Raw genomic sequence first — 20,831 nt, forward strand, 5'->3', positions numbered from 1 at the left:
ATTGCCTGGCGATGCGGGTAGCCGGTAGCTGTGCAGGCAGCGATGCCCCGCATGCGGCAGTGCTACACGGTTCGCATGCGGTGTGACGGACGCAGTGGCCACGATGCAATCGAAACGGCGAATCGACAGCCGTCGTGCGGAGCACCTGGCGCCATTGCAGCGCTGGTGTGTAAACCATCCGTCTTAGCCGGCTAGAGGCAGTGGCCCAGCCAGCGGGTTCCCGAGCCATCAAATCTGCGCTGGATCAAGCTGCGCATGCCACCAAGCGCAGCTTGCAGATGGCGCATGCCGAGCGCATGCGCCATCGGGTATCACACTCAGGCGGCCTGTTCGCCGCGCTTGCCGACGCGATACAGCAGCCAGCCGACCAGGGCCAGAATCGCCAGACCGACCCATTGGTTGAGCTGCAGCGCGGCCGGCAATGCCAGCACATCGGCGCGGCTGGACAGTACGATCGGCACCGCAATGGCGATGCCCATCAGCGCCTCGCCGGTGATCAGGCCAGCGGCAAACAGCACGCCCGGGCGATGCACGCGGTCACGGCCGTCTTCGTCGTCGGCACGGATGTTGTGGAAGCGTTCCACCAGATGCGCGATCAGCCCGCCCAGGAAGATCGGCACCATCAGTTCCAGCGGCAGATAGATACCGATGGCCGCGGCCAGCACCGGCACGCGGAAGCGCTTGCCGGTAGCCTTCAACCATTCGTCCAGCGCGATGATGGCCGCGCCCACGCCGGCACCGATCGCGATCATGCTCCACGGCAGCTGGCCGCCGAACAGGCCCTTGGCCACCGAGGCCATCAGCGTGGCCTGCGGCGCGCCCAGCGAGTTGGGATGCTGGGGCGTGGCCGGGCCGATGCCATAGGCCTGGGCCAGCAGGTTCAGCACGGGCGCCATGATCAATGCGCACGAGAACGCGCCGATGCCCAGCATCAGCTGCTGTTTCCACGGTGTGGCACCGACCAGATAACCGGCCTTGAGATCCTGCAGGTTATCCCCGCCCACCGCCGCCGCGCAGCACACCACCGCGCCGATCATGATCGCGGCCACCGCGCCCAGCGGCGCGGCGCCGATGCCCACCGGCACCAGGCCGCTCTTGCCGAGCAGCAACACCAGCACCGCCGAGGCGAACAGGATGGTGGAGATGGTGATGCCCGACACCGGGTTGTTGGACGAACCGATCAAACCCGCCAGATAGCCCGAAACGGATACGAACAGGAAGCCGGCCACGATCATGATGATGGTCATCGGGATCGACACATGCCACTGCTGCACGATGGCCTGATACAGGCCCAGCAGCGGTAGCGTGCACAGCACCAGCGCTACCAGCATCCACTTCATCGGCAGATCGCGCTCGGTCTCTGCGACCACGCCGCCGCCACTCTTGCGCGCAGCCGCAAAACCGCTCTTGACGCCGGAAAACAGCGATTTGCGCAGCGAAAACAGGGTCCACACACCACCGATCAACATCGCGCCGACACCGAGGTAGCGGATCTTCGCGCCCCAGATGCCGAACGCTGCATCGGCAGCCGATGCACCGACCAGGCTCTGCGCCAGGGCCGGGTCCGAGCCCATGAAGAACTGCTGATACAACGGGATGGCGATGTGCCAGGACAGGATCGAACCGGACAGCACCACGATGCCCACGTTCAAACCGACGATGTAGCCCACGCCCAGCAGCGCCGGCGACAGGTTGGTGCCGATATAGCCCACCAGCCGGCTGCTGCCCAAGTAGGTGGCCTGCGCCCAGGTGTCCGGAATCACGCGCAGGCCGCTGGCCGCAGCCAGCTTGACCAGCGCACCGATAGCGCCGGAAATGGCCAGAATCTTCAGGCCCGGGCCGGGATTTTCGCCGGCTTTGAGCACTTCGGCCGCCGCCTTGCCTTCGGGGAACGGCAGCGGGTCTTCGACGATCATCGAGCGACGCAGCGGCACCGAGAACAACACGCCCAGCAGGCCGCCCATGCCGGCGATGCCCAGCACCCACCAGTACTTGAAGTCCGGCCAATAGCCCATGATCACCAGCGCGGGGATGGTGAAGATCACCCCGGCCGCGATCGACGAGCCGGCCGACGCCCCGGTCTGGACGATGTTGTTTTCCAGGATGGTGCCGCCGCCCAACAGGCGCAGCACACCCATCGACACGACGGCTGCCGGGATGGCGGTGGCGATGGTCAAGCCGGCAAACAGGCCGAGGTAGGCATTGGCGGCCGAAAGCACGACCGCCAGCACGATGGCCAGCGCGACGGCACGGAAGGTGAGCTGGCGCGGCTGCGCGTCGTGGCTCATTGGGCATTCCCCTGTAGGCAAAAAATCCGCACCACGCTAGCGCCTGTGTCCACGCGAGTCCAGCTGCGACGCGGCGTGACAGTGTGCGTGCTGTGGCGGGTGGACTTCACCGGGGCGACCCGACGCATGCGCTGCTGCCTGGGGTGCAACTGTCCAATCGCAGCGGCATCCGGCACGTTTGCTGCTAAGCGCGCGGGCACGTTTCCAAACACGTTCACCCCAGCGTCGATACATGTGCGCCGTGCCTGCCGCCTGGCGCCAGCTGCTGCGAAGCGGAGCGTAGTCGCGCTGACGCCTCCCGGAATCTGCGCCCGACGCGGCGATCACTGCATGGCAGCAGCGGGCACCGCGCGTGCAATGCAAGACGCACACGACTGCGCATGCGCCGCTGCGCCGGCAATGACGCAGCAGCGCGTCCTGCCGAGGGTCAGTGCAGCAACTCGGCAAAGGCGCGATCGGCCTCGATGACTTCCGGCAGCGCGGCGAACAACCCGTCCAGATCCACGCCCTCCATCAGCGGGCTGCGTACTGCTTCCAATGCCTCCGCGGTGGCGCCGCCATGCGCATGCAGCGCATCGCAGACCAGTACCGCCTGGGCCACCAGCAATGGCATGCGTGCACCGTCCGGGGCCGCGGCGGGCCGGACCTGGTACGCGATGGCTTCCTGGATCACCACGGGCAGCTGCCAGCGCCGTGCCAGCTCGGCTCCGACTTCCGGGTAACCGAAGCCCAGTTGCAGGGTTTCTTCGGCCGCATGACCGGCAGCGGAGGTTTCGTGATTGATGCGGCTGGCGTATTCCGGCGCACCGGACTGGATCAAGAGCTCGCCGATGTTGTGCATCATCCCGCAGGTGAAGGCCGTCTCCGGGTCCAGCCCCTGCTGGCGCGCCAGCAGGCGGCAGATGCCGGCCACTTCGAAACTGTGCCGCCAGAAGGCCTTGAGGTCGAAGCCCGGGCCGGCCCGGAACGCGCCCGTCATCGCCGACGCCAGCACCAGCGTGCGCAGCGTGTTGAAGCCCAGGCGCATGGCCGCGTCTTCCACGCTGGTGGAATCGCGCAAGCCATGGAAGCGCGCCGAATTGGCCAGCCGCAACACTTTGGCGGCAATCACCGGATCGCGCTCGATACTGTGCGCCAGCGTATCGATATCGGTCTGCGGATCGTCGAATTGACGGATCAGGTCTTGCGCCACCTTGGGCACGGTGGGCAAGGTGTGCAACTGGTCGAACAACGCCTCCAACTTCATGATCGCCTCGTGGGTGAAAGACAAGCCAGCGCGGCCGCGCGGACCTGCATGGTGTAACACGGACCGGTTCACTGCCAATGACCGACGGCAGGACGATTCACTCAGGCTTCTGGCTGGGTCTGTACAGCGCACGGCCTCACCGGCTGGCCCGGCCGACAGGGAAGGCAAGCGAACTCGGCAGTTCGACAAGGCGACCGTCTCGATGACGCTCAGTCGGCCTTGGCGCCACCCAGCGATCTGGACAGAAATGCCAGCAGCTGGGTGTAGAACGCGCGTCGATGGGGTTCGGTGTAGAAGCCGTGGCCTTCCGTGTCGAAGTACAGCGTTTCCACTGGCGTGCCGGCCTGGCGTAATGCCGCTTCCATTCGCTTGCTGTGCTGGATGGGCGCGCGCTCGTCTTCGCCCCCTGCGGCCAGGAACACCGGCACCTTGATCTGCTTGGCCAGATTGACCGGCGAACGTGCGGCCAGGGTGGCCGGATCACCCAACCACTGCTTGAGGTAGTTCTCGCCGGAACCGCGCTTCTGGATGTCGCCGCTGGTGAACATCATCGGCAAGTCGTAGACGCCCACATAACCGGCCGCGCACGCATACAGGCCCGATTCCTTTGCCGCACCCATCAAGGCTGCGTACGCACCGTAACTGGCGCCAAAGATGCAGATCTTGCGTGCATCGGCATACCCCTGGCCAATCGCCCAGCGCGTTGCGTCGGTCACATCGTCCTGCATGGTGCCGCCCCACTGACGCGCGCCGGCGTGCTGGAAGTGGCGCCCATAATTGCCAGAGCCACGGAAATTGATCTGCAGCACCGCATAGCCCGCTTGCGCCAGCAGCTGCGCATCGTCGTCGAACTGCCAGCTGTCGAAGATCTCGAAGGGACCGCCATGGGGCATCACCACCATTGGCAGCTGTTTGTCGCCCCCGCTGCGCGGCAGCGTGAGATACCCATGCAACGGCGCTCCGTCACGTGCCTGCAGCGCAATCGGCTGCACGGTGGCCGTGCGCTCGGGGTCGAACCAGTCGCGCCGACTGATCACATGCTGGGCTTTGTTCTGTTGCGTGTCGAACACGTAGAAGTCGCCAGGATTACTGCCCGAATAGGCTTCCAGCATCACGTAGCGACCGTCCTTGGTGCTGGAGGTCACGCGCACCGCATTGCCGGCGAAGGCCGCCTCCAGACTGTGATACATCCGCGCCTCGACACCATGCTCGTCGAAAAAGCGGGTGCGGGGGCGGTCGGCCATGAAAGTGGCGCCGACCGGGATGCTGGTGCCGTTGCGGTAGATGATCTCCAGTGGGTCGGCCACCGCGTCGCGCAATACCTGCTCACGGCGATCGGCCTGGATGTCCCAGCCGACGATCGCATCGGGGCCGTTGGCGCTTTGCACGCGCAAGTAGGCAATGCGCTCGTCTTGCGAAAAACCCAGCGGTGTTTCGACATGGCCACTGACCTGCTCGTCGTTGATCAGCGCCCATTCGTCGCCCGCGCCCTTGCGGTAATACAGCTTGCTCACGTTGTCCGAGCCCGCCCCCTGCGCAAAGCGCACCTGCCCATGATGGTCGGTGGTGAAACTGGCGCGCTGAATCGGCGCACGCGCCAGCGGGAGACGGCGGCCGGTGGTGACGTCGAGTTTTTCTGCGCGGGTGTAGGGATCCTGCCCCGACATCGGCCAGATCGCCACGATCACGCTGCGGTCGTCGTCGGGCAAGGGATCGGTCAGGAATGCGGCCACCGCTTCGGTCTTCTTGACCTTGATGTTGGTGCCAAGGCCGGTGCCGCGTGCGCGGTAGCCCACCAGCAACTCGACTCCGGTGCCATCGGCATTGATGGCATACAGCTCGCCGGTCGGCAGCGGCTTGTCGAGCAGGCCGTACTTCTGTGCAATGGAAATCAACACGCGGGTGTCGCTGACCCAGGCGAAATCGCTCACGTACGTGTTCTTTTCCAGCACGAAGGTGGCGCCGATGCTGTTGTCCGAACGCCGCATGATCGCAAGGGCGGTCTTGTCTTCCATCGGCACGGTCGCGGCGAAATACACGCCGCTGGGCGATAGCCTGATGTCGGCGAACTTGTCTTTCTTGATGTAGGCGCCGACATCCACCTGGGCCGTGGCAGTGCCGGCCGCCATCAGCAGCACCAGGGCCGCAGGAATGATCCATTTCCGCATGTACGACTCCGTGTTGTAGGCAAACCGAGTGCGGAATCTAGCAGCAATGCATGCACCTAAAAAGGCGTCAATGGAAATCGCGCGAGGGCAGCTGCATGTCGCCGAGCAGGTTGCTGAGGTCGTACAGGTCGCCGGCGATGAGATGCTCTACGCCGTCCACGCGTTCCCAGCGACCGCGCACGGCAAGCAGGCGCGATTCCAGCAGCGCACGGCGGCGACGCAGCGCAAGGTGCGACCAGACGATGACGTTGATCATGCCCTGCTCGTCTTCCAGGGTGACGAAGATGGTGCCCTTGGCGGTAGCCGGGCGCTGGCGCTGGGTGACCAGGCCGGCCACATGCACGCCGCTGCCGTGGCGGCGGCCCTGCAACTCGCGCAGGCCCAGGATGCGTCGCTGGCGCATCTGCGGCCGTAGCAGCGCCATTGGATGCTGGCGCAGACTCAGGCCGACCGAGCGGTAATCGGCAAGAATTTCTTCGCCCGCGCGCGGCGCCTCGAACTCCACCGGGCGCTCCTCCGGGCTGCCCGGCAACAGGGGGCGGCGCGCCTCCACACCGGCCATGGCCCAGCGCGCGGCATTGCGGTTGCCCACCATGCCTTGCAGAGCGCCGGCTTCTGCCAATGCCAGGCGTGCTTTTTCGTCGAGTGCGGCGCGCAGGCACAGATCGCCGATATCGGCGAACGCCCGCTGCGTGCGTGCGGCAACGATGCGCTGCGCCACCACTTGCGACAGTCCGGCGACCTGCCGCATGCCCAGCCGGATCGCCGGTTGTTCGCCTGGGTCTTGGTCGCTGCACCAGGGCCGGCCACCGACCAGGGTGTTGTCCCAGTCGCTGTGCAACACATCCACCGGCAGCACCTCCACACGCTCGCGCTCGGGGCTGCCGCGGCGCGCATCCTGCACGATCTGGCTGGCCGAATAGAAACCCATCGGCTGCGCGTTGAGCAGCCCGCAGGCGAAGGCAGCCGGCTCGTGGCGTTTGAGCCAGCAACTGGCATAGACGAGTTTGGCGAACGAGGCGGCGTGACTCTGCGGAAAACCGTAGGAACCGAAACCCTTGATCTGTTCGAAGATCTGGTCGATGAAGCTGGAGGCGTAGCCTTTGCCTTCCATCAATGCACGAATGCGCACGCGATGCGATTCCATATCGCCACCGCGGCGCCAGGCCGCCATCGAGCGGCGTAGCTTGTCGGCCTCGTCAGGATCGTAGCCGGCGTGGATCACCAACTCCATGACCTGCTCCTGGAACAGCGGGATCCCCAATGTCGGCCCGAGAATTTTCTCGACGCCTTCGGAGGGATAGTTGATCAGGCTCTTGTCTTTGCGACGTTGCAGGTACGGATGCACCATGTCGCCCTGGATCGGGCCAGGGCGCACGATCGCCACTTCGATGACCAGGTCGTAGAACTCTGCCGGTTTGAGCCTTGGCAGCATCGCCATCTGCGCACGAGACTCGATCTGGAACACGCCGACCGTATCGGCGCGCTGGATCATCTTGTAGGTCGCCGCATCCTCATCCGGCAAGGTGGCCAACGCATAGTCGCGATGACGGTGGCCACGCACCAGGTCCAGCGTCTTGCGAATGCAGGTCAGCATGCCCAGGGCCAGGCAATCGACCTTGAGCAACTTCATGGTTTCCAGATCGTCCTTGTCCCACTGGATGATGGTGCGGTCTGCCATCGCGGCGTTTTCCACCGGCACCAGTAGCGACAAGGGCTCGTCGGAGATGACGAACCCGCCCACGTGCTGGGACAGATGCCGTGGGTGATCGCGCAAGTGCTCTGTCACGTCCAGGATCTTGTTGATCAACGGGTTGGCCAGATCGAAGCCGGCTTCTTCGATGCGCTGTTCCATCGGTGTTTCGCCATTGCCCCAGCCATAGCAATTGGCCAGCAACGCAATCTGGTCCGGCGGCAGGCCAAAGGCCTTGGCCACATCGCGCACCGCGCTCTTGCCGCGATAGCAGATCACCGTCGCCGCCAGCGCCGCGCGTTCGCGCCCGTACTTGCTGTAGACGTACTGCAGCACTTCCTCGCGGCGTTCATGTTCGAAGTCCACGTCGATATCCGGCGGCTCATCGCGTTTTTCGGACAGGAAGCGCGCCATCAACAGACGCGTCTCGTCGGGATTGACTGCGGTGATGCCCAGCGCATAACACACCGCCGAATTGGCCGATGAGCCACGGCCCTGGCAGAGAATGTCCTGTTCGCGTGCGAAGCGCACCACATCTTGCACAGTGAGGAAGAAAGCTTCGTACTTCTTGAGCGCGATCAGCGCCAACTCTTTTTCGATGTCCTCTCGCACCTTGGCCGAGATGCCGCCCGGCCAGCGCTTGCGGATGCCGGCTTCGGTGAGCTGGCGTAGATAGCTGGTGGGCGTGTGGCCTTCCGGCACCAGTTCTCTGGGATAGGTGTAGCTGATCTTGGAAATATCGAAGGTGCAGCGTTGCGCCAGCTCCACCGTGGCCTGCAACAACGCTTCCGGGTAGATGTTCCCCAGGGCACGCCGGGTGCGCAGATGGCGCTCGCCATTGCGAAACAGGTGCGCGCCGCAGTCCGCCAGCGGCAGCGTGTGGCGGATGGCGGTCAGGGTGTCTTGCACGATGCGCTCGCGGCGCTGCGCCATATGCACATCGCCGCTAGCCAGTGCGGTCATGCCCAGTTGCTGCGCCAGCGCTTGCAGGACCTGCAGGCGTGCGACATCGTCCTGTTCGCGATGCAATTCCACTGCCAGAAATGCGCGCTCGCCGAACACCTGCTGCAACCAGGCACCTTGCTCTGCCTGCGGCTGCGCGCCGGGCAGCCACAGTGCAAACACGCCCGGCGCCACATCACGAAACTGCGCTTCCACCTCGGCCCGCCCCAAGCGATACGCGCCCTTGCTGGCCGCGCGCCGCGCGGTGGTGATCAGCGCGCACAATTGCGGATAACCGTTCGCCTCTTCCACCAGCAGCACGAAGCGGGTGCCATCGACCAGGGCGAATTCGCTACCGACGATCAGCCGCACGCCGGTGGCGCGCGACGCTTCCAGGCCACGCACGATGCCGGCCAGCGAGCATTCGTCGGTGATGGCCAAGGCGCTGTAGCCGCAGTGTTGTGCGCGCACGAACAGCTGTTCGGCGCTGGAGGCGCCACGCAGGAACGAGAAGTCCGACAGGCAGTGCAGCTCGGCATAGGCGGGCAAGCCATCGGCAACGTGCGCATGGCTGATGTCGTCATTGGCCGCGCGCAACCGTGCGGCCACATTCCAGGCGCGCGGCATGCGCCCGCCGGGCGTGTCGCGGTCTACGCCATCGATGGCGTCATCCCAGCTCATGGGCGGCTGCCTTCAACAGCGCGCTGCGCCAGACGGTTTTTGCAGTGCGCAGCAGATCGCGCCATTGAAGATGCTGCTGCGTCTTGCCTGCAGCCCTGGCATCGGCCACGCGCGCCCCAGCCGCAACCACCAGACAGTCGGTACCTGCTCCGATACCGCGCGAACATGCGCGCGCTCACGCAAACCACCCATGCAGCATCCAGCCATCTACCCGGCCAGGTGCGGCAAAGGCCCAGCCACGCCGGCCGCGCGCAGTCTCCACCACGTAGTAATCGCGACGGGCTTCATCGTCGTCCCACCAACCGCTTTCCAGCCGTTCCGGGCCGGACACGATGCGCAGGTGCGGGTCGTGCAGCGGCACCGGCTGCGGCAGCAACCAGGTGGGGCGCGGCGGACGCGGCGGCGCAGCGGCTTCGCGCACCGCATCGCCGATGGCGCGACGCCACGCGCGCTCCGGGCGCGGGTCGTCGGCCGGCAACACACGATAGACCGCGTCATCGCCAAGCCGTGCACGCAGGCGCTCGCGCAGTTGCGGCCACTCCACCGATTGTTGCGCGCGCTGATCGAACAGGTCGCGCATGGCCGGCACGAACGGTGGTAGTTGCCGTGCCAGCAAGCGCATCGCCACCACCGGCCGTGGAATCTCCACACGCTCCAGCCGGTTGCGGGCCAGCTCGAACAGCAAGGTCGGCGCGCGCTCCGGTGTGAGCAGGCCGATCTCGACATCGGTGGCGCCTTCTTCGTGCTCCAGGCGCAGCAAAAACCGCTGCACGCCGCCATCGCGAATGGACAGATACATGCACAGGTCGCCGATCAGCCGGCGCAACGGACACAGCAGCGCCGGATGCGTTTCCACCTCATAGCCCAGCTCCACGCGATGGTCGAAGTGGTCTGGCGGCGCGTAGCACTCCAGTGGGTCGTCGACCTGCCCGTAGAGGCGATCCAGATGATCGAGCAGGCCCGCACCAAACCGCCGGCGCAACCCGTCGCGCGGCAGGCCGCGCACCGCCGCGAGCGTGCGCACGCCCATGTGCTGCAGGCGCTCGCCGGCATCGTCGGGCAATGCAGCACGGCGCACAGGCACCTTGTCGAGCGTGCTGTGCAGGGCCGGCAATTGCGTCACCACCATGCCGTCGCGCAGGCCGGCCAGCACGCGCGCGGCACGCGGCGTGGGCGCCAGCGCAAGCCGGTGCTGGAAGCCCAATGCCTGCAGCTCATCGCGCAGGCGGCGCTCGAAGCGTGGCCAGGGACCGAACAGGCGAAAGCTGGCACCGGCTTCCAGCACGATGGCGCGCGACCACTGCTGGCTGACCAGCGAACTATGCCGATACGCCCAGGCCGCAAGAAAGCGCTGCGTGCGCGCTTCGTTTTGCGCGTCGTAATCGATGGTGCGCACCTGGGTCATCAAGGCATGCGCCGCCGATAGCCGCATGCCGGCCTTCAACCCAGCTGCGCCAGCGGCAGCATTGACCGAATGCAGGCTGCGCAGCTGCGCCGGGCCTTCCACCAGCGCCAGTGGCGCCTGTGGCTCTTCCAGACGCCGAAGGACGGCGTCCAGCGCCAGCTGCGGCAGCAAGATGCAGGCCCACAACATGCGCGCGGCTCAATGCGCCAGCCGCAACGGCTGCGACGGCACCTGCCCGCCGCGGCATTTGCGCACCTGCCAGGCATCGCGCTCGGGCAGGAATTCCAGCCGCAAGGCCGCTGGCGATGCATTCACCGCATGACGGCGGTCGCGCAGTGCGAACGCGCAGCAATTGCCGCTATCGGCCGCCACCTGCACCCGGCGCAGCGCACGCGCATCGCCAGTCTGCGGCCAGCCCAGTACCGCAGCGCATGCACCGCTGCGCAAGCATTGTTCGAACGCCCATAACGCGTCGCGCGGCTCGGCCTGCACCACTTCCAGATGCTCCAGCACCACCCCGCCTGCCTGCCAGGCCGGCGCGTAAGGAATGAACGGCGGTGCGACCAGCACCACCCGGCTGCTGCTGGCGGTCATGCGTGCCAGCGTGGGCAGCAACAAGGCGATTTCGCCGATGCCATGCGCAGGCAACAGCAACTCGGTCAACGCACGCCGCGGCCAGCCGCCATCGGGCAGCAACGCATCCAACGCCGCATGCCCGGTGGATTCACCGCCATTGGCGGTGGCCGTGCCCTGGCCTGCACGCCAGACGGTGCGCGCAGCCAGCAGGGCGTCCAGCGGCAGTGCCACGGCCGCATTGCCGTCCTGTCTGATGCGCGCCGGCTCCTGGCTCATCTCAGCCCTGCCGGATCAGGCCGCAGTACAGCCCTTCGATCGCGAAGTCGGCATCGGCCGCCACCACGATCGGCGCATGCGCACGATTGCGCGGCAGCAGGCGGATCCGTTCGGCGCCGCGCTCCAGGCGCTTGATGGTGATTTCGCCATCCACCCGCGCCACCACGATCTGCCCGTCGCGCGCCTCGTTGCTGCGGTGGACGCCCACCAGGTCGCCATCCAGGATGCCGTCATCGATCATCGAATCGCCCTGCACTTTCAGCAGGTAATCCGGGCGCAGCGAGAACAGCGCGCGGTCCAGCCAGAGCTGACGCTCCAGGCCGATATCCGCACCGATCGGCAGGCCCGCGGCCACCCGCCCCAGCACCGGCAAGGCCAGCAATGCATCGCGACCGGCGCCACCCGGCATGCGGATGCCACGTTTCTGATTGGGCAGCAGCTCGATCAAACCGGCGTCGGCCAGCGCCTGCACGTGCTTTTGCGCGGCATTGCGCGAGGCAAACCCGAAGGCCTGCGCGATCTCGGCCAGGCTGGGCGAGACGCCTGCGTGGGCCTGCTCCTGTAGGAACGCCAGCACGGCGGCACGTTGGGGGGAAAGCGATGGCATCGGGGCGCGGCAGCAGCAGGAGACAAGGTGTACATTTGTACACCCATCGATCGCAGCAGGCGAGACTGCCTTGCTGAGCCGCTTCAGCACGCCGCTTGCGACCGGCCAACGACAGGGTTATAACTTTCGTACCAACGTGAGAGTGCCGCCATGAAACTCAAGATCACCGCCATCGGCAATTCCGCCGGCGTCATCCTGCCCAAGGAACTGCTGGCCCGCCTGCGGCTTGGAAAGGGCGACGAACTCTATGCACTGGAAACGCCCGACGGCATCAAGCTGACCGCATTCGACCCGACGTTGGCCGCGCAGATGGATGTGGCCGAGCAGGTGATGCGTGAGGATCGCCAAGTGCTGAACAAGCTGGCCAAGTGAACACGCGCATGCTGATCTGGATCACGCATGCGCTTGCATTGGCCATCCACGAACGCCAATTGAGCGAACACGGGGGTGCAAGCGGAGTGCGCGACGAAGCGCTACTGGATTCGGCACTTGCACGCCCGCAACAACTGTTTTCGTATGGCGACCCTGCGCCCGATCTGGTGGAGCTGACGGCCAGCCTGGCGTATGGGCTCGCGCGCAATCACCCGTTCGTGGATGGCAACAAACGGACTGCCCATGTGTGCTACCGGGTCTTCTTGCTGCTCAACGGTGCCGAGCTCATCGCCTCGCAGGAAGAAAAATACGTTGCCATGATGGGGCTGGCCAATGGCGGGTGGAGCGAAGCGGCATTCGCCCAGTGGCTACGGCCGCGCGTGCGGTTGCGTGCAGACACGCATGTGCACGAACCGCAAGGTCATTACGGCTGAAGCAACCCTGGGCAGCAACGCGCCAGTATTGGCACATGAGTGCGCAAGTAGCGGATCTAAACGTCGCAACTCGGTCAGCATCGACGTCGCTGTCTAACGCATGCCCCCTTATTCGGCACGCTTGCGCGTCGCTGCCGCTTTCTTCGCGGCGGCCTTGCGTACGGCCGGACCCTTGGTCTTTGCCGCCTTCTTTGCTGCCGTCGAACGGTCGCTGGCCGTGCGCTTTTTCGCGGCACGCGTGGTCTGTTTGGACAATGCCTGTTTGCCTACCGTCTTCTTGGCGGTCGTGTCCTTGCTGGCGGTCTTGAGGGCTTTCTTGGCACCGGCCGAGCGCGTAGGCGACACCGACTTTTTGGAGGTTGCCGCGGCCTTGTCCTGCGCGGCTTTTTTCTTGGTGGCCTTGGACGCGGAACTGCGCGGGGCAACATCCACGCCATCGCGGCGCGCCTTGGATAAGCCGATCGCAATGGCCTGCTTGGTGCTTTTCACACCATGCGCGCCGTCGCGCACCTGGTCGATTTCTTCTTTGACATATTCACCGGCCTGGGTGCTGGCCGATTTTCCTTCGCGCTTGTCCTTGGCAGCAGCGCGGCGTGTCTTGGCCTGTGGCATGGCACTTCCCCTGTTGGTGGATGGCAATTCGATGTAACAAGCATGGCGTCAATGCGCAGTGGGCGTGGTGATCACCTGGCGTTGAAGCATGCCTGCCGCCTTACCAAGTCCTGCATGCGCAGTGACCGATCCACGCAACGACAGGCACCACCGCCAGCGATCAAATGCCTCACCGGCTGGCAAGGGTTCGCCTTGGGCATCGTAGGCAGGCGGGTGATAGAAATTGACCGTCTTCAGCGGTGTATTCCCCGTATTGCGAATCGCGTGGGTTTCACCGCGCTCGATGGCGATCAGGCTACCGGCCTGCAGTGCATGGGTCTGCCCCTCGATCACTGCCTCGCCGGTGCCTTCCACCACGTACAGCCATTGATCGGCACCACGGTGGCGATTGCCGGGCCCGCCTTCGCCCTGGCCCGGTGCAATCACCATTTCGGCGGCTTGCACCTGGCGCACCGAAAACAGCACCTTGAATGCGTCGGTCAATGTCAGTTGTGCAATCTGCATAAGCCACTCCTCAGGGTTGAGGCGATGCTCAGGCCCCGCACGTCAACATGCTGGCAACATGCTCAGCGGTTGCGGCAATACCAAACCCAAATGTGTTCGGGCAGATGTTGCTGCATGGAAAAATCCAATGCGCGATAGCCATCGAGTACATCGCGCAGCGCACGTTGTGCTGGCGTAGGACCGACCAAGCCATCCAGTTCGTCCGCACTCAACTGCACCGCAGCCCAGTCGTAGAGCCGATCGATACGCTGGGCCATCGCCGCCTGCAGCCAATCGCGCAACACGAACACGCGGTACCCGCCCTGCTGCAGTTGCGCGACTGCACCTTGCAATGCATCGCCCACGCCCCGAAACCATTCGGTATGCCCACCGGCCACTGCGCGGATCGCCATCGGTGCCGGTGCGTTGTGGACAAGCAGCGGGCGCCGCAGTTGCAGTTCGAGATCGCGCGCATCGCGCTCGCGTTCGGTTTCCACCAGCAGCCCGTGCTCCAGATCGAAAAAATCGAACCAGCGCGGATGCAGGCTACCGATGCGCCCCAGCGGATCACGCGAAAAACCGATCTTGCAATGGTCTTCCCATTGGCAGGGGAACACATAGGTGAAGCAACGTCCATCGATGGCCACCGGCATGCTGCCACGTGCGCGCACGCTCATCGGCGACCTGCATGCGCTTGGGTCGGCTGCGCCGTGTGCGCATCCTCCGGCGCCGGTTCCCAGCCGAACACGCTGCGCCCGCCATAGCGATGCGACTCGCGACGTTCCTGCGCGATGTAGTTTTCCACCGTCGGCCCTTGTGCACTGGCTTCGAGCCGACGCGCCTGTGCATCCAGCCGCGCAATCGCCTGCAAGCGTTCGTCGTTGCCCAGCTTGGCCTGCTGCATCGCCTGCTTGAGTACGCCGATGGTGTGATCGAGCACGCGTGTGGGCACCGGGAACGGTTGCCGGTCCTTACCGCCATGCGCAAGCGAAAAGCGTGCCGGGTCGCTGAAACGGCATGGCGTGCCATGCATCACCTCGGCCACCATCGCCAGCGAGCGCAACGTGCGCGCTCCCACGCCGGGCACCTGCAGCAACGCGGTGAAATCGCGCGGCCCGGCTTCGGCGGCGGCGGCCAGGCTGGCGTGCAGCCGTCGTGTGATCACGTTTTCGCTGCGCACGTCATGATGGTCGGGCATGCACAGATGCGGTTGTTGTGCCGGGCCCCAGGCGTGCCCGGCGAATAGATCGCCGGTGAGCGGACCTTGCGCCGCAAGCGCCGCGCCAGGCGCCTCCACATCCGCAATCCGTTGCCATTGGCGGGCCAGCCGGTCCGGCGCTGTGCTGCGCAGCAGCTCCAACTGCGCATCGCGCGAGGCAGCGGCGCGGTGGTCGGCGAGATTGACGATATTGCCTTGATGCGCGCCATCGATGGCCGCATGCGGCGCATCCACAAAGCTGCTCAGTCCTTCGGAGAGCCAGTGATACCGGCGCGCCTGCTTGCGCTGCCCGTGCATGCCTTGTTGCACCACCACCCAGCGGCCATCGTCGCTGACGATGAAGCCATGCAGGTACAGATCGAAGCCGTCCTGCACGGCAGCGCTGTCCACCTTGGCGACCAGGCGGCTGGCCTGCGCCAACGCGGCGCCGTCCAGCCCGACCGCATCGCCCACTGCCAACAATTCGGACGGCGTGGCGCGCGAATGCCGGCCGCGCCCGCCACACACATGAATGCCCAGTTCGCCGGCCAGCGGCGTCAACCCGCGCTTGAGTGCGCCGATCACGCTGGTGGTAATGCCGGACGAGTGCCAGTCCATGCCCATGACCGCACCGAACGACTGAAACCAGAACGGGTGCGCAAGCCGCCGCAACAATTCATCGCGCCCATAGCTGTGCACGATCGCCTCGCACATCACTGCGCCAAGCCGTGTCATCCGCTCACCCAACCACCGCGGAACGCGACCTCCATGCAAGGGAAGATCCGCACTGCCACCACGCCGGCTCATTGCTGCCACCTCGTCTTCATGCCGCCAGGATAACGGCGGCACGTCGCAACAGCTGGGACACCGCCGCATTGACGCGCGCGGGAAGCTGACGAATTCAGCGCAGCATGTGGCACTCCACGCGATGCCCGCCTGCGCACGCGCGCCATGCAGGCGCGAGCGTGCAGCGGTCACGACGCCGCTCCTGAATGCGCGTACGCCGCGCCGCATCGGTGCCAATCGCAGCCGTGGTCACTTTGCGTTGACCACAGCGCCGTCAAGGTGGTGGTCCTTCTCCTCAGCCATCGCCACGGGGTTCGCATGACTGCCACACCCGCCACTTCCCATGACACGGCGCCGGCCACTGCCACCACCAGTGCGCCGACCTACCCGGTCAACCTGCGCATCAACGGTCAGCCTTATCACTTGCAACTCGAAGCCTGGGTGAGCCTGCTCGACCTGCTGCGCGACCGCCTCGACCTCACCGGCACCAAGAAGGGTTGCGACCACGGCCAGTGCGGCGCTTGCACGGTGCTGGTCGATGGCCGCCGCATCAACAGCTGCCTGACCCTGGCCGTCATGCAGGACGGTGCCGACATCACCACCGTCGAAGGGCTGGCCGATGGCGATGCACTGCATCCGCTGCAACGCGCCTTCATCGCCAACGACGCATTTCAGTGCGGGTACTGCACCCCTGGGCAGCTGTGCTCGGCGGTGGGCCTGATCAACGAAGGCAAAGCGCACGATCGCGATCAGGTGCGTGAACTGATGAGCGGCAATATCTGCCGTTGCGGTGCCTATCCGCAGATCACCGATGCCGTGATGGAAGTGATGGGCAAGCCCAGCGACAGCAGCGACAGCGCGGCCACTCCGTGGACGCCCGGGACGGTGCCGGCATGATTCCGCTCACCTACACACGCCCGGACACCGTCGATGCCGCACTCGGCGCTATGGCAGCGCGCAGCGGCGACGCGCAGCCGGTGCCCTCCGAGGCACCGGTACGCTTCATCGCCGGCGGCACCAATCTGACCGACCTGATGAAACTGCAGCTGATGCGCCCCAGCAGCCTGGTGGACATCAATCGGCTGCCGCTGGACAGCATCAGCACCCAGCCCGACGGCGGCCTGCGCCTGGGCGCGCTGGCACGCAATGCCGACACCGCGTATCACCCGGAGGTGGAGACGCGGTACCCGTTGTTGAGCGCGGCGATTCTAGCCGGCGCCTCGCCGCAGATTCGCAACATGGCCAGCAATGGCGGCAACCTGCTGCAGCGCACGCGCTGCATGTATTTCTACGACCATGCCACCCCCTGCAACAAACGCGATCCGGGCACCGGCTGCTCGGCCATTGGCGGGCTGACCAAATACAACGCCATTCTCGGCACCAGCGCGCATTGCATCGCCACGCACCCATCGGACATGTGCGTGGCATTGGCGGCGCTGGATGCCGTGGTGCATGTGCAGGGCGCCAAAGGCGAGCGCGATATTCCATTCGCGCAGTTCCACCGCCTGCCTGGCGATCACCCGGAACTGGATAGCACCTTGGCGCCGGACGAACTGATCGTGCATATCGACCTGCCCGATGCGCAGCGCTTTGTCGCGCACAGTGCCTACCTCAAGATCCGCGAGCGCCTCTCCTATGCGTTCGCGCTGGTGTCGGTGGCAGCGGCCCTGGATCTGGCCGAGGACGGCAGCATTCGCCAGGTGCGTGTGGCACTAGGCGGCGTGGCGCACAAACCCTGGCGCAATGCCGAGGCAGAGGCACAGCTGGTTGGCCAGCCGGCCAATGCCGACACCTTCGGCCGTCTGGCCGATGCGCTGCTGCAGGGTACGCAACCGCAGGGCGAAAACGCCTTCAAGCTGCCGCTGGCACGCCGCGCCATCGTGCGCGCATTGAGCGTTGCGCGCGAAGGCACCATCGACAACCGCGGGCGCACCGGTGCGCTGGAGGAATCGCCATGAACGCACGTAGCACCGACCTGTCCGACAGCGAGCTGACCCCACCGGTTGCCGACAATGGCACCGGCTATCGCCCCACCGGCACCGGCGTCACGCGCATCGACGGGCGCGCAAAAGTCACCGGACAGGCACGTTATGCCGCAGAATGGCCGGTGCCGGATCTGGCCTATGGCGTGGTGGTCAACAGCAGCATTGCCAAGGGTGAAATCGTTGCCTTCCATCTGGATGCGGCACGCGCAGTTCCCGGCGTGCTGGAGATCGTCACCCACGAAAACCGCCCGCACATGCGCGGCATGGACCTGTTCTACAAGGACATGACGGCGCCGGCCGGTTCGCCTTTCCGTCCGTTGTATAACAACAAGATCCTGTACAGCGGCCAGCCCATCGCGCTGGTGGTCGCCGAGACCTTCGAAGCGGCGCGCCTTGCCGCGCATCTGGTGGAAGTGGAGCTGCTGCAGGACCCGCACGACACCAACCTGATGACCAACCTGGACCGCGCGCACACGCCCAGGCCGCTGAAGGCCGGATTTTCGCCGCCGCCCAAGGACAAGGGCGATCCGCAGAGCGCCTTCGACAATGCCGCCTGCCAGGTACAGGCCGACTACTACAGCGGCGTGGAGCACCACAACCCGATGGAGTTGTTCGCGTCCACCGTCATCCGCGATGCCGACGGCCATTTCACCATTTACGACAAAACCCAGGGCTCGCAGAACAGCCGCTGGTATGTGTCGCATGTGTTTGGGCTGAGCAAGCGCAAGGTGACCGTGCGCAACCCATATGTGGGGGGCGCGTTCGGCTCGGGGCTGCGCCCGCAGTATCAACTGCCGCTGGCGGTGATGGCGTCGATCCTGCTGGATCGCTCGGTCCGTGTGGTGCTGACGCGGCAACAGATGTTCACCTTCGGCCACCGCCCGGAAACGCTGCAGCGGCTCAAGCTCGGCGCAGACCGCGATGGCACCTTGCGCTCGGTCTGGCATGAAGCCATCGCCGAAACCTCGCGCATCGAAGACTACGTGGAGGTGGTGGTCAACTGGAGCGGGCAGTTGTATGCCTGCGACAACGTGCACCTGGGCTACAAGCTGGTGAGCCTGGACCAATACAGCCCGATCGACATGCGTGCACCCGGCGCCGCGCACGGTGTGCATGCGCTGGAAGTGGCGATGGACGAGTTGGCCTATGAGGTCGGCATCGATCCGTTGGCACTGCGCCTGAAGAATTACGCCGAGGTCAATCCGGCCGACGACAAGCCCTACTCCACCAAGGCGCTGCGCCAGTGTTACGAGCAAGGGGCAGAGCGCTTCGGTTGGGCGCAACGACCCCTGCAACCACGCGCGCGCAAGGAAGGCAGCGAGTGGGTGGGCTGGGGCATGGCCACCGGGCAATGGGATGCGATGCAGATGTTCGCGCGCGCACATGCGGCGCTGCATGCCGACGGCCGTTTGGTGGTCAGCAGCGCGGCCAGCGATATCGGCACCGGCACCTACACGGTGATGGCGATGATCGCTGCCGAAGCGCTGGGCCTGCCATTGGAGCGGGTGACGTTTCAACTTGGCGACTCCACCTTGCCGGTCGCGCCGATCGAAGGCGGCTCCTCGCACGTCACCACGGTGGGCTCGGCGGTGGATGGCGTGTGCGGCAAGCTGCGTGGCCGGTTACTACGGCTGGCACAGGCGCTGCCCGAATCGCGCTTCGCAAAAGCCAAGCCTGACGATGTGGTCTTTGCCGACGGCAAGCTGGCATTGCGGGCCGATGCCGGCAGCGCCATCGCCTTGACCGACCTGCTGCGCACTGCAGGGCTGGAACAGATCGAAGATAAGTTCCTGCTGCTGCCGAACGTACTCAAGCAACGCAAATACACCCGTGCCACGCACGGCGCCGTTTTTGTTGAGGTGCGGGTGGACGAAGAACTGGGCACGGTGCGGGTCACCCGCGTGGTCAGCGCCGTTGCCGCCGGGCGCATCCTCAATCCGATCACCGCACGCAGCCAGATCGTGGGTGGCGTGGTTTGGGGCATTGGCCAGGCGCTGCACGAGCACACCCAATCGGACCATCGCTTCGGCCGCTTCATGAATCACGACCTGGCGCTGTATCACGTCTCCGCCAACGCCGACATCCACGACATCGACGTGATCTTCGCGGACGAAGACGACCGTGTCGTCAGCAGCCTGGGGGCGAAAGGCGTTGGCGAAATCGGCCTGGTCGGCGTTTCTGCGGCAATCTGCAACGCCATCTTCCACGCGACCGGCAAGCGCATCCGCAGCACACCGATGACACCGGACAAGGTGATGGCGGACTGACCTGCGTGGCACGTTGCGCCTGTATGAATGCATGGCGCAGCGATAAGACGGGTTACGAAAACGCAGCCACGTTGCCGCTGCTCTCATGGGTCACGACGATGGGCCCAATGCATTCGGTGCACTGGGCCCATCGTGTTATCGGAGCGGTGCAGCGTCGAGTGTGAGCGGTGCAGTACATGCCAGTCGCCGCATCAGCGTCGCGCGGACTTCTTCTTGCCTGATGTCTCGCTAGCACCTATGCGCACCGTGACCACAGCTATGGTGATCTGGCAGGCAACAGCCGCCTCAAGACCAACTCGTTGTTGGCCGACGCTTTCAGGCCGGTTGGTCGCAAGCGCAGGATTTGGTCGAATCGTCGGCCGACATTCCGCGGCCCCTGCACACATGCAGGCGCAACAGCTGCACCAGGGTGTCTTCCAGCTGCCGGTAAAGCGCATCCAATGCTTCGGGCGCATGCGCGCCGCAATTGCTGACCAGTGCCGTTTTCCGAATCGACCACCGCCGCTACGGCTTCCACCACCCGTGTATCGAACTGATGCCGTAGTTCGGTCTGCAGGTCCTTTGTGTTGCGCACGCGGTTTCGGCCACTTATCAGGTCTGTTGCGCGACCAGTGGCGAAGAACGCCACCGAATGACAAACCTCGGCCTGCCGCAGGCCGCGGAGCGCTGCACCTGCGCCCACCCGCTATCCGAGCGCTGCAGACCCCAGGTAGCAGCCGGGCGCCGTGCCGACCTGGCGCTGCTGGCGCCCGGTGAGCCGCTGAGCTACTCCGGCCACACCGCCGACCTTGGAGCGGGAGCTGTTCGATATG

16 protein-coding genes and 1 pseudogene are annotated in these 20,831 nt (G+C 65.4%); 6 read left to right on the forward strand and 11 right to left on the reverse strand.

Annotated features, from left to right (window positions below; genetic code table 11):
- Nucleotides 1-317 precede the first annotated feature (317 nt).
- The 3 genes from ACCQ03_RS12415 to ACCQ03_RS12425 all read right to left on the reverse strand — a co-directional run bounded on the left by ACCQ03_RS12415 (nt 318) and on the right by ACCQ03_RS12425 (nt 5,336).
- Nucleotides 318-2,288, reverse strand: coding sequence for an OPT family oligopeptide transporter (locus ACCQ03_RS12415; protein ID WP_017157890.1), 1,971 nt, complete (start codon nt 2,286-2,288; stop codon nt 318-320).
- A gap of 427 nt (nt 2,289-2,715) precedes the next feature.
- A complete protein-coding gene (locus ACCQ03_RS12420) occupies nt 2,716-3,534 on the reverse strand; it encodes an HDOD domain-containing protein (protein WP_150145660.1) in 819 nt (272 codons plus the stop codon).
- 209 nt (nt 3,535-3,743) lie between these two features.
- Complete coding sequence (locus ACCQ03_RS12425) at nt 3,744-5,336, reverse strand: alpha/beta hydrolase family protein (RefSeq protein ID WP_209227354.1); 1,593 nt, start codon at nt 5,334-5,336, stop codon at nt 3,744-3,746.
- A gap of 100 nt (nt 5,337-5,436) precedes the next feature.
- On the opposite strand from ACCQ03_RS12425, the gene ACCQ03_RS12430 reads away from it, so the two are divergent.
- Nucleotides 5,437-5,622 carry a hypothetical protein gene (locus ACCQ03_RS12430; RefSeq protein ID WP_081022823.1) on the forward strand — a complete coding sequence of 62 codons (186 nt, stop codon included), beginning with the start codon at nt 5,437-5,439 and terminating at the stop codon, nt 5,620-5,622.
- A 147-nt stretch (nt 5,623-5,769) separates the two neighbouring features.
- Here ACCQ03_RS12430 and ACCQ03_RS12435 read toward each other — a convergent pair whose 3' ends face one another.
- The 4 genes from ACCQ03_RS12435 to lexA form a co-directional block, all read right to left on the reverse strand.
- A complete protein-coding gene (locus tag ACCQ03_RS12435; RefSeq protein ID WP_209227344.1) occupies nt 5,770-9,018 on the reverse strand; it encodes an error-prone DNA polymerase in 3,249 nt (1,082 codons plus the stop codon).
- A 175-nt stretch (nt 9,019-9,193) separates the two neighbouring features.
- Nucleotides 9,194-10,612 (reverse strand): Y-family DNA polymerase, encoded by a 1,419-nt coding sequence (locus ACCQ03_RS12440; protein ID WP_209227342.1) that lies wholly within the window; start codon nt 10,610-10,612, stop codon nt 9,194-9,196.
- 9 nt (nt 10,613-10,621) lie between these two features.
- On the reverse strand, nt 10,622-11,275 hold the full coding sequence (gene imuA / locus ACCQ03_RS12445; RefSeq protein ID WP_209227340.1) for a translesion DNA synthesis-associated protein ImuA: 654 nt from the start codon (nt 11,273-11,275) through the stop codon (nt 10,622-10,624).
- 1 nt (nt 11,276) lies between these two features.
- Nucleotides 11,277-11,882 carry a transcriptional repressor LexA gene (gene lexA, locus ACCQ03_RS12450; RefSeq protein WP_150145658.1) on the reverse strand — a complete coding sequence of 202 codons (606 nt, stop codon included), beginning with the start codon at nt 11,880-11,882 and terminating at the stop codon, nt 11,277-11,279.
- Between the two features lie 150 nt (nt 11,883-12,032).
- Here lexA and ACCQ03_RS12455 point away from each other — a divergent pair, with 150 nt between their 5' ends.
- Both ACCQ03_RS12455 and ACCQ03_RS12460 read left to right on the forward strand, forming a co-directional pair.
- Nucleotides 12,033-12,254 (forward strand): AbrB/MazE/SpoVT family DNA-binding domain-containing protein, encoded by a 222-nt coding sequence (locus ACCQ03_RS12455; RefSeq protein ID WP_003490241.1) that lies wholly within the window; start codon nt 12,033-12,035, stop codon nt 12,252-12,254.
- Nucleotides 12,255-12,262: 8 nt separating this feature from the next.
- Nucleotides 12,263-12,688 carry a type II toxin-antitoxin system death-on-curing family toxin gene (locus ACCQ03_RS12460; RefSeq protein ID WP_057678224.1) on the forward strand — a complete coding sequence of 142 codons (426 nt, stop codon included), beginning with the start codon at nt 12,263-12,265 and terminating at the stop codon, nt 12,686-12,688.
- A 108-nt stretch (nt 12,689-12,796) separates the two neighbouring features.
- Here the strand turns inward: ACCQ03_RS12460 and ACCQ03_RS12465 are convergent, their stop codons facing one another.
- The 4 genes and pseudogenes from ACCQ03_RS12465 to ACCQ03_RS12480 all read right to left on the reverse strand — a co-directional run bounded on the left by ACCQ03_RS12465 (nt 12,797) and on the right by ACCQ03_RS12480 (nt 15,788).
- Entirely contained in the window at nt 12,797-13,300 is a 504-nt protein-coding gene (locus tag ACCQ03_RS12465; protein WP_209227338.1) for a DUF6496 domain-containing protein, read from the reverse strand.
- Nucleotides 13,301-13,465: 165 nt separating this feature from the next.
- Nucleotides 13,466-13,804 (reverse strand): annotated as a pseudogene (locus ACCQ03_RS12470) (cupin domain-containing protein); the annotation flags it as partial.
- Between the two features lie 62 nt (nt 13,805-13,866).
- The gene (locus ACCQ03_RS12475) at nt 13,867-14,460 is read right to left on the reverse strand and encodes a GIY-YIG nuclease family protein (RefSeq protein WP_057678217.1); all 594 of its coding nucleotides are present in this window, start codon (nt 14,458-14,460) and stop codon (nt 13,867-13,869) included.
- Complete coding sequence (locus ACCQ03_RS12480) at nt 14,457-15,788, reverse strand: DUF763 domain-containing protein (RefSeq protein WP_057678216.1); 1,332 nt, start codon at nt 15,786-15,788, stop codon at nt 14,457-14,459. The genes ACCQ03_RS12475 and ACCQ03_RS12480 overlap by 4 nt, the downstream gene beginning before the upstream one ends.
- 297 nt (nt 15,789-16,085) lie before the next feature.
- Between ACCQ03_RS12480 and ACCQ03_RS12485 the strand changes: the two genes are divergently transcribed.
- From ACCQ03_RS12485 to ACCQ03_RS12495, 3 genes are read left to right on the forward strand one after another with little or no spacing between them, the layout of a single operon-like run.
- Entirely contained in the window at nt 16,086-16,664 is a 579-nt protein-coding gene (locus ACCQ03_RS12485) for a (2Fe-2S)-binding protein (protein ID WP_057678215.1), read from the forward strand.
- Nucleotides 16,637-17,725 (forward strand): FAD binding domain-containing protein, encoded by a 1,089-nt coding sequence (locus tag ACCQ03_RS12490; protein ID WP_209227336.1) that lies wholly within the window; start codon nt 16,637-16,639, stop codon nt 17,723-17,725. The genes ACCQ03_RS12485 and ACCQ03_RS12490 overlap by 28 nt, the downstream gene beginning before the upstream one ends.
- Nucleotides 17,722-20,019: a xanthine dehydrogenase family protein molybdopterin-binding subunit gene (locus ACCQ03_RS12495; RefSeq protein ID WP_209227335.1), complete on the forward strand. Its 2,298-nt coding sequence runs from the start codon at nt 17,722-17,724 to the stop codon at nt 20,017-20,019. Before ACCQ03_RS12490 ends, ACCQ03_RS12495 begins: the two co-directional genes overlap by 4 nt.
- The last annotated feature ends 812 nt before the right edge of the window (nt 20,020-20,831 follow it).

It is taken from the genome of Xanthomonas sp. NCPPB 3569 (genome assembly GCF_041475645.2).
Taxonomy (GTDB): Bacteria; Pseudomonadota; Gammaproteobacteria; order Xanthomonadales; family Xanthomonadaceae; genus Xanthomonas; species Xanthomonas phaseoli.

Coding starts and splice junctions, on each gene's coding strand:
- ACCQ03_RS12420 (WP_150145660.1), bottom strand. CDS start 3,534: ATGAAGTTGGAGGCGTTGTTCGACCAGTTGCACACCTTGCCCACCGTG.
- ACCQ03_RS12465 (WP_209227338.1), bottom strand. CDS start 13,300: ATGCCACAGGCCAAGACACGCCGCGCTGCTGCCAAGGACAAGCGCGAA.
- ACCQ03_RS12475 (WP_057678217.1), bottom strand. CDS start 14,460: ATGAGCGTGCGCGCACGTGGCAGCATGCCGGTGGCCATCGATGGACGT.
- ACCQ03_RS12455 (WP_003490241.1), top strand. CDS start 12,033: ATGAAACTCAAGATCACCGCCATCGGCAATTCCGCCGGCGTCATCCTG.
- ACCQ03_RS12460 (WP_057678224.1), top strand. CDS start 12,263: ATGCTGATCTGGATCACGCATGCGCTTGCATTGGCCATCCACGAACGC.
- ACCQ03_RS12480 (WP_057678216.1), bottom strand. CDS start 15,788: ATGAGCCGGCGTGGTGGCAGTGCGGATCTTCCCTTGCATGGAGGTCGC.
- ACCQ03_RS12440 (WP_209227342.1), bottom strand. CDS start 10,612: ATGTTGTGGGCCTGCATCTTGCTGCCGCAGCTGGCGCTGGACGCCGTC.
- ACCQ03_RS12435 (WP_209227344.1), bottom strand. CDS start 9,018: ATGAGCTGGGATGACGCCATCGATGGCGTAGACCGCGACACGCCCGGC.
- ACCQ03_RS12415 (WP_017157890.1), bottom strand. CDS start 2,288: ATGAGCCACGACGCGCAGCCGCGCCAGCTCACCTTCCGTGCCGTCGCG.
- ACCQ03_RS12485 (WP_057678215.1), top strand. CDS start 16,086: ATGACTGCCACACCCGCCACTTCCCATGACACGGCGCCGGCCACTGCC.
- ACCQ03_RS12495 (WP_209227335.1), top strand. CDS start 17,722: ATGAACGCACGTAGCACCGACCTGTCCGACAGCGAGCTGACCCCACCG.
- imuA (WP_209227340.1), bottom strand. CDS start 11,275: ATGAGCCAGGAGCCGGCGCGCATCAGACAGGACGGCAATGCGGCCGTG.
- lexA (WP_150145658.1), bottom strand. CDS start 11,882: ATGCCATCGCTTTCCCCCCAACGTGCCGCCGTGCTGGCGTTCCTACAG.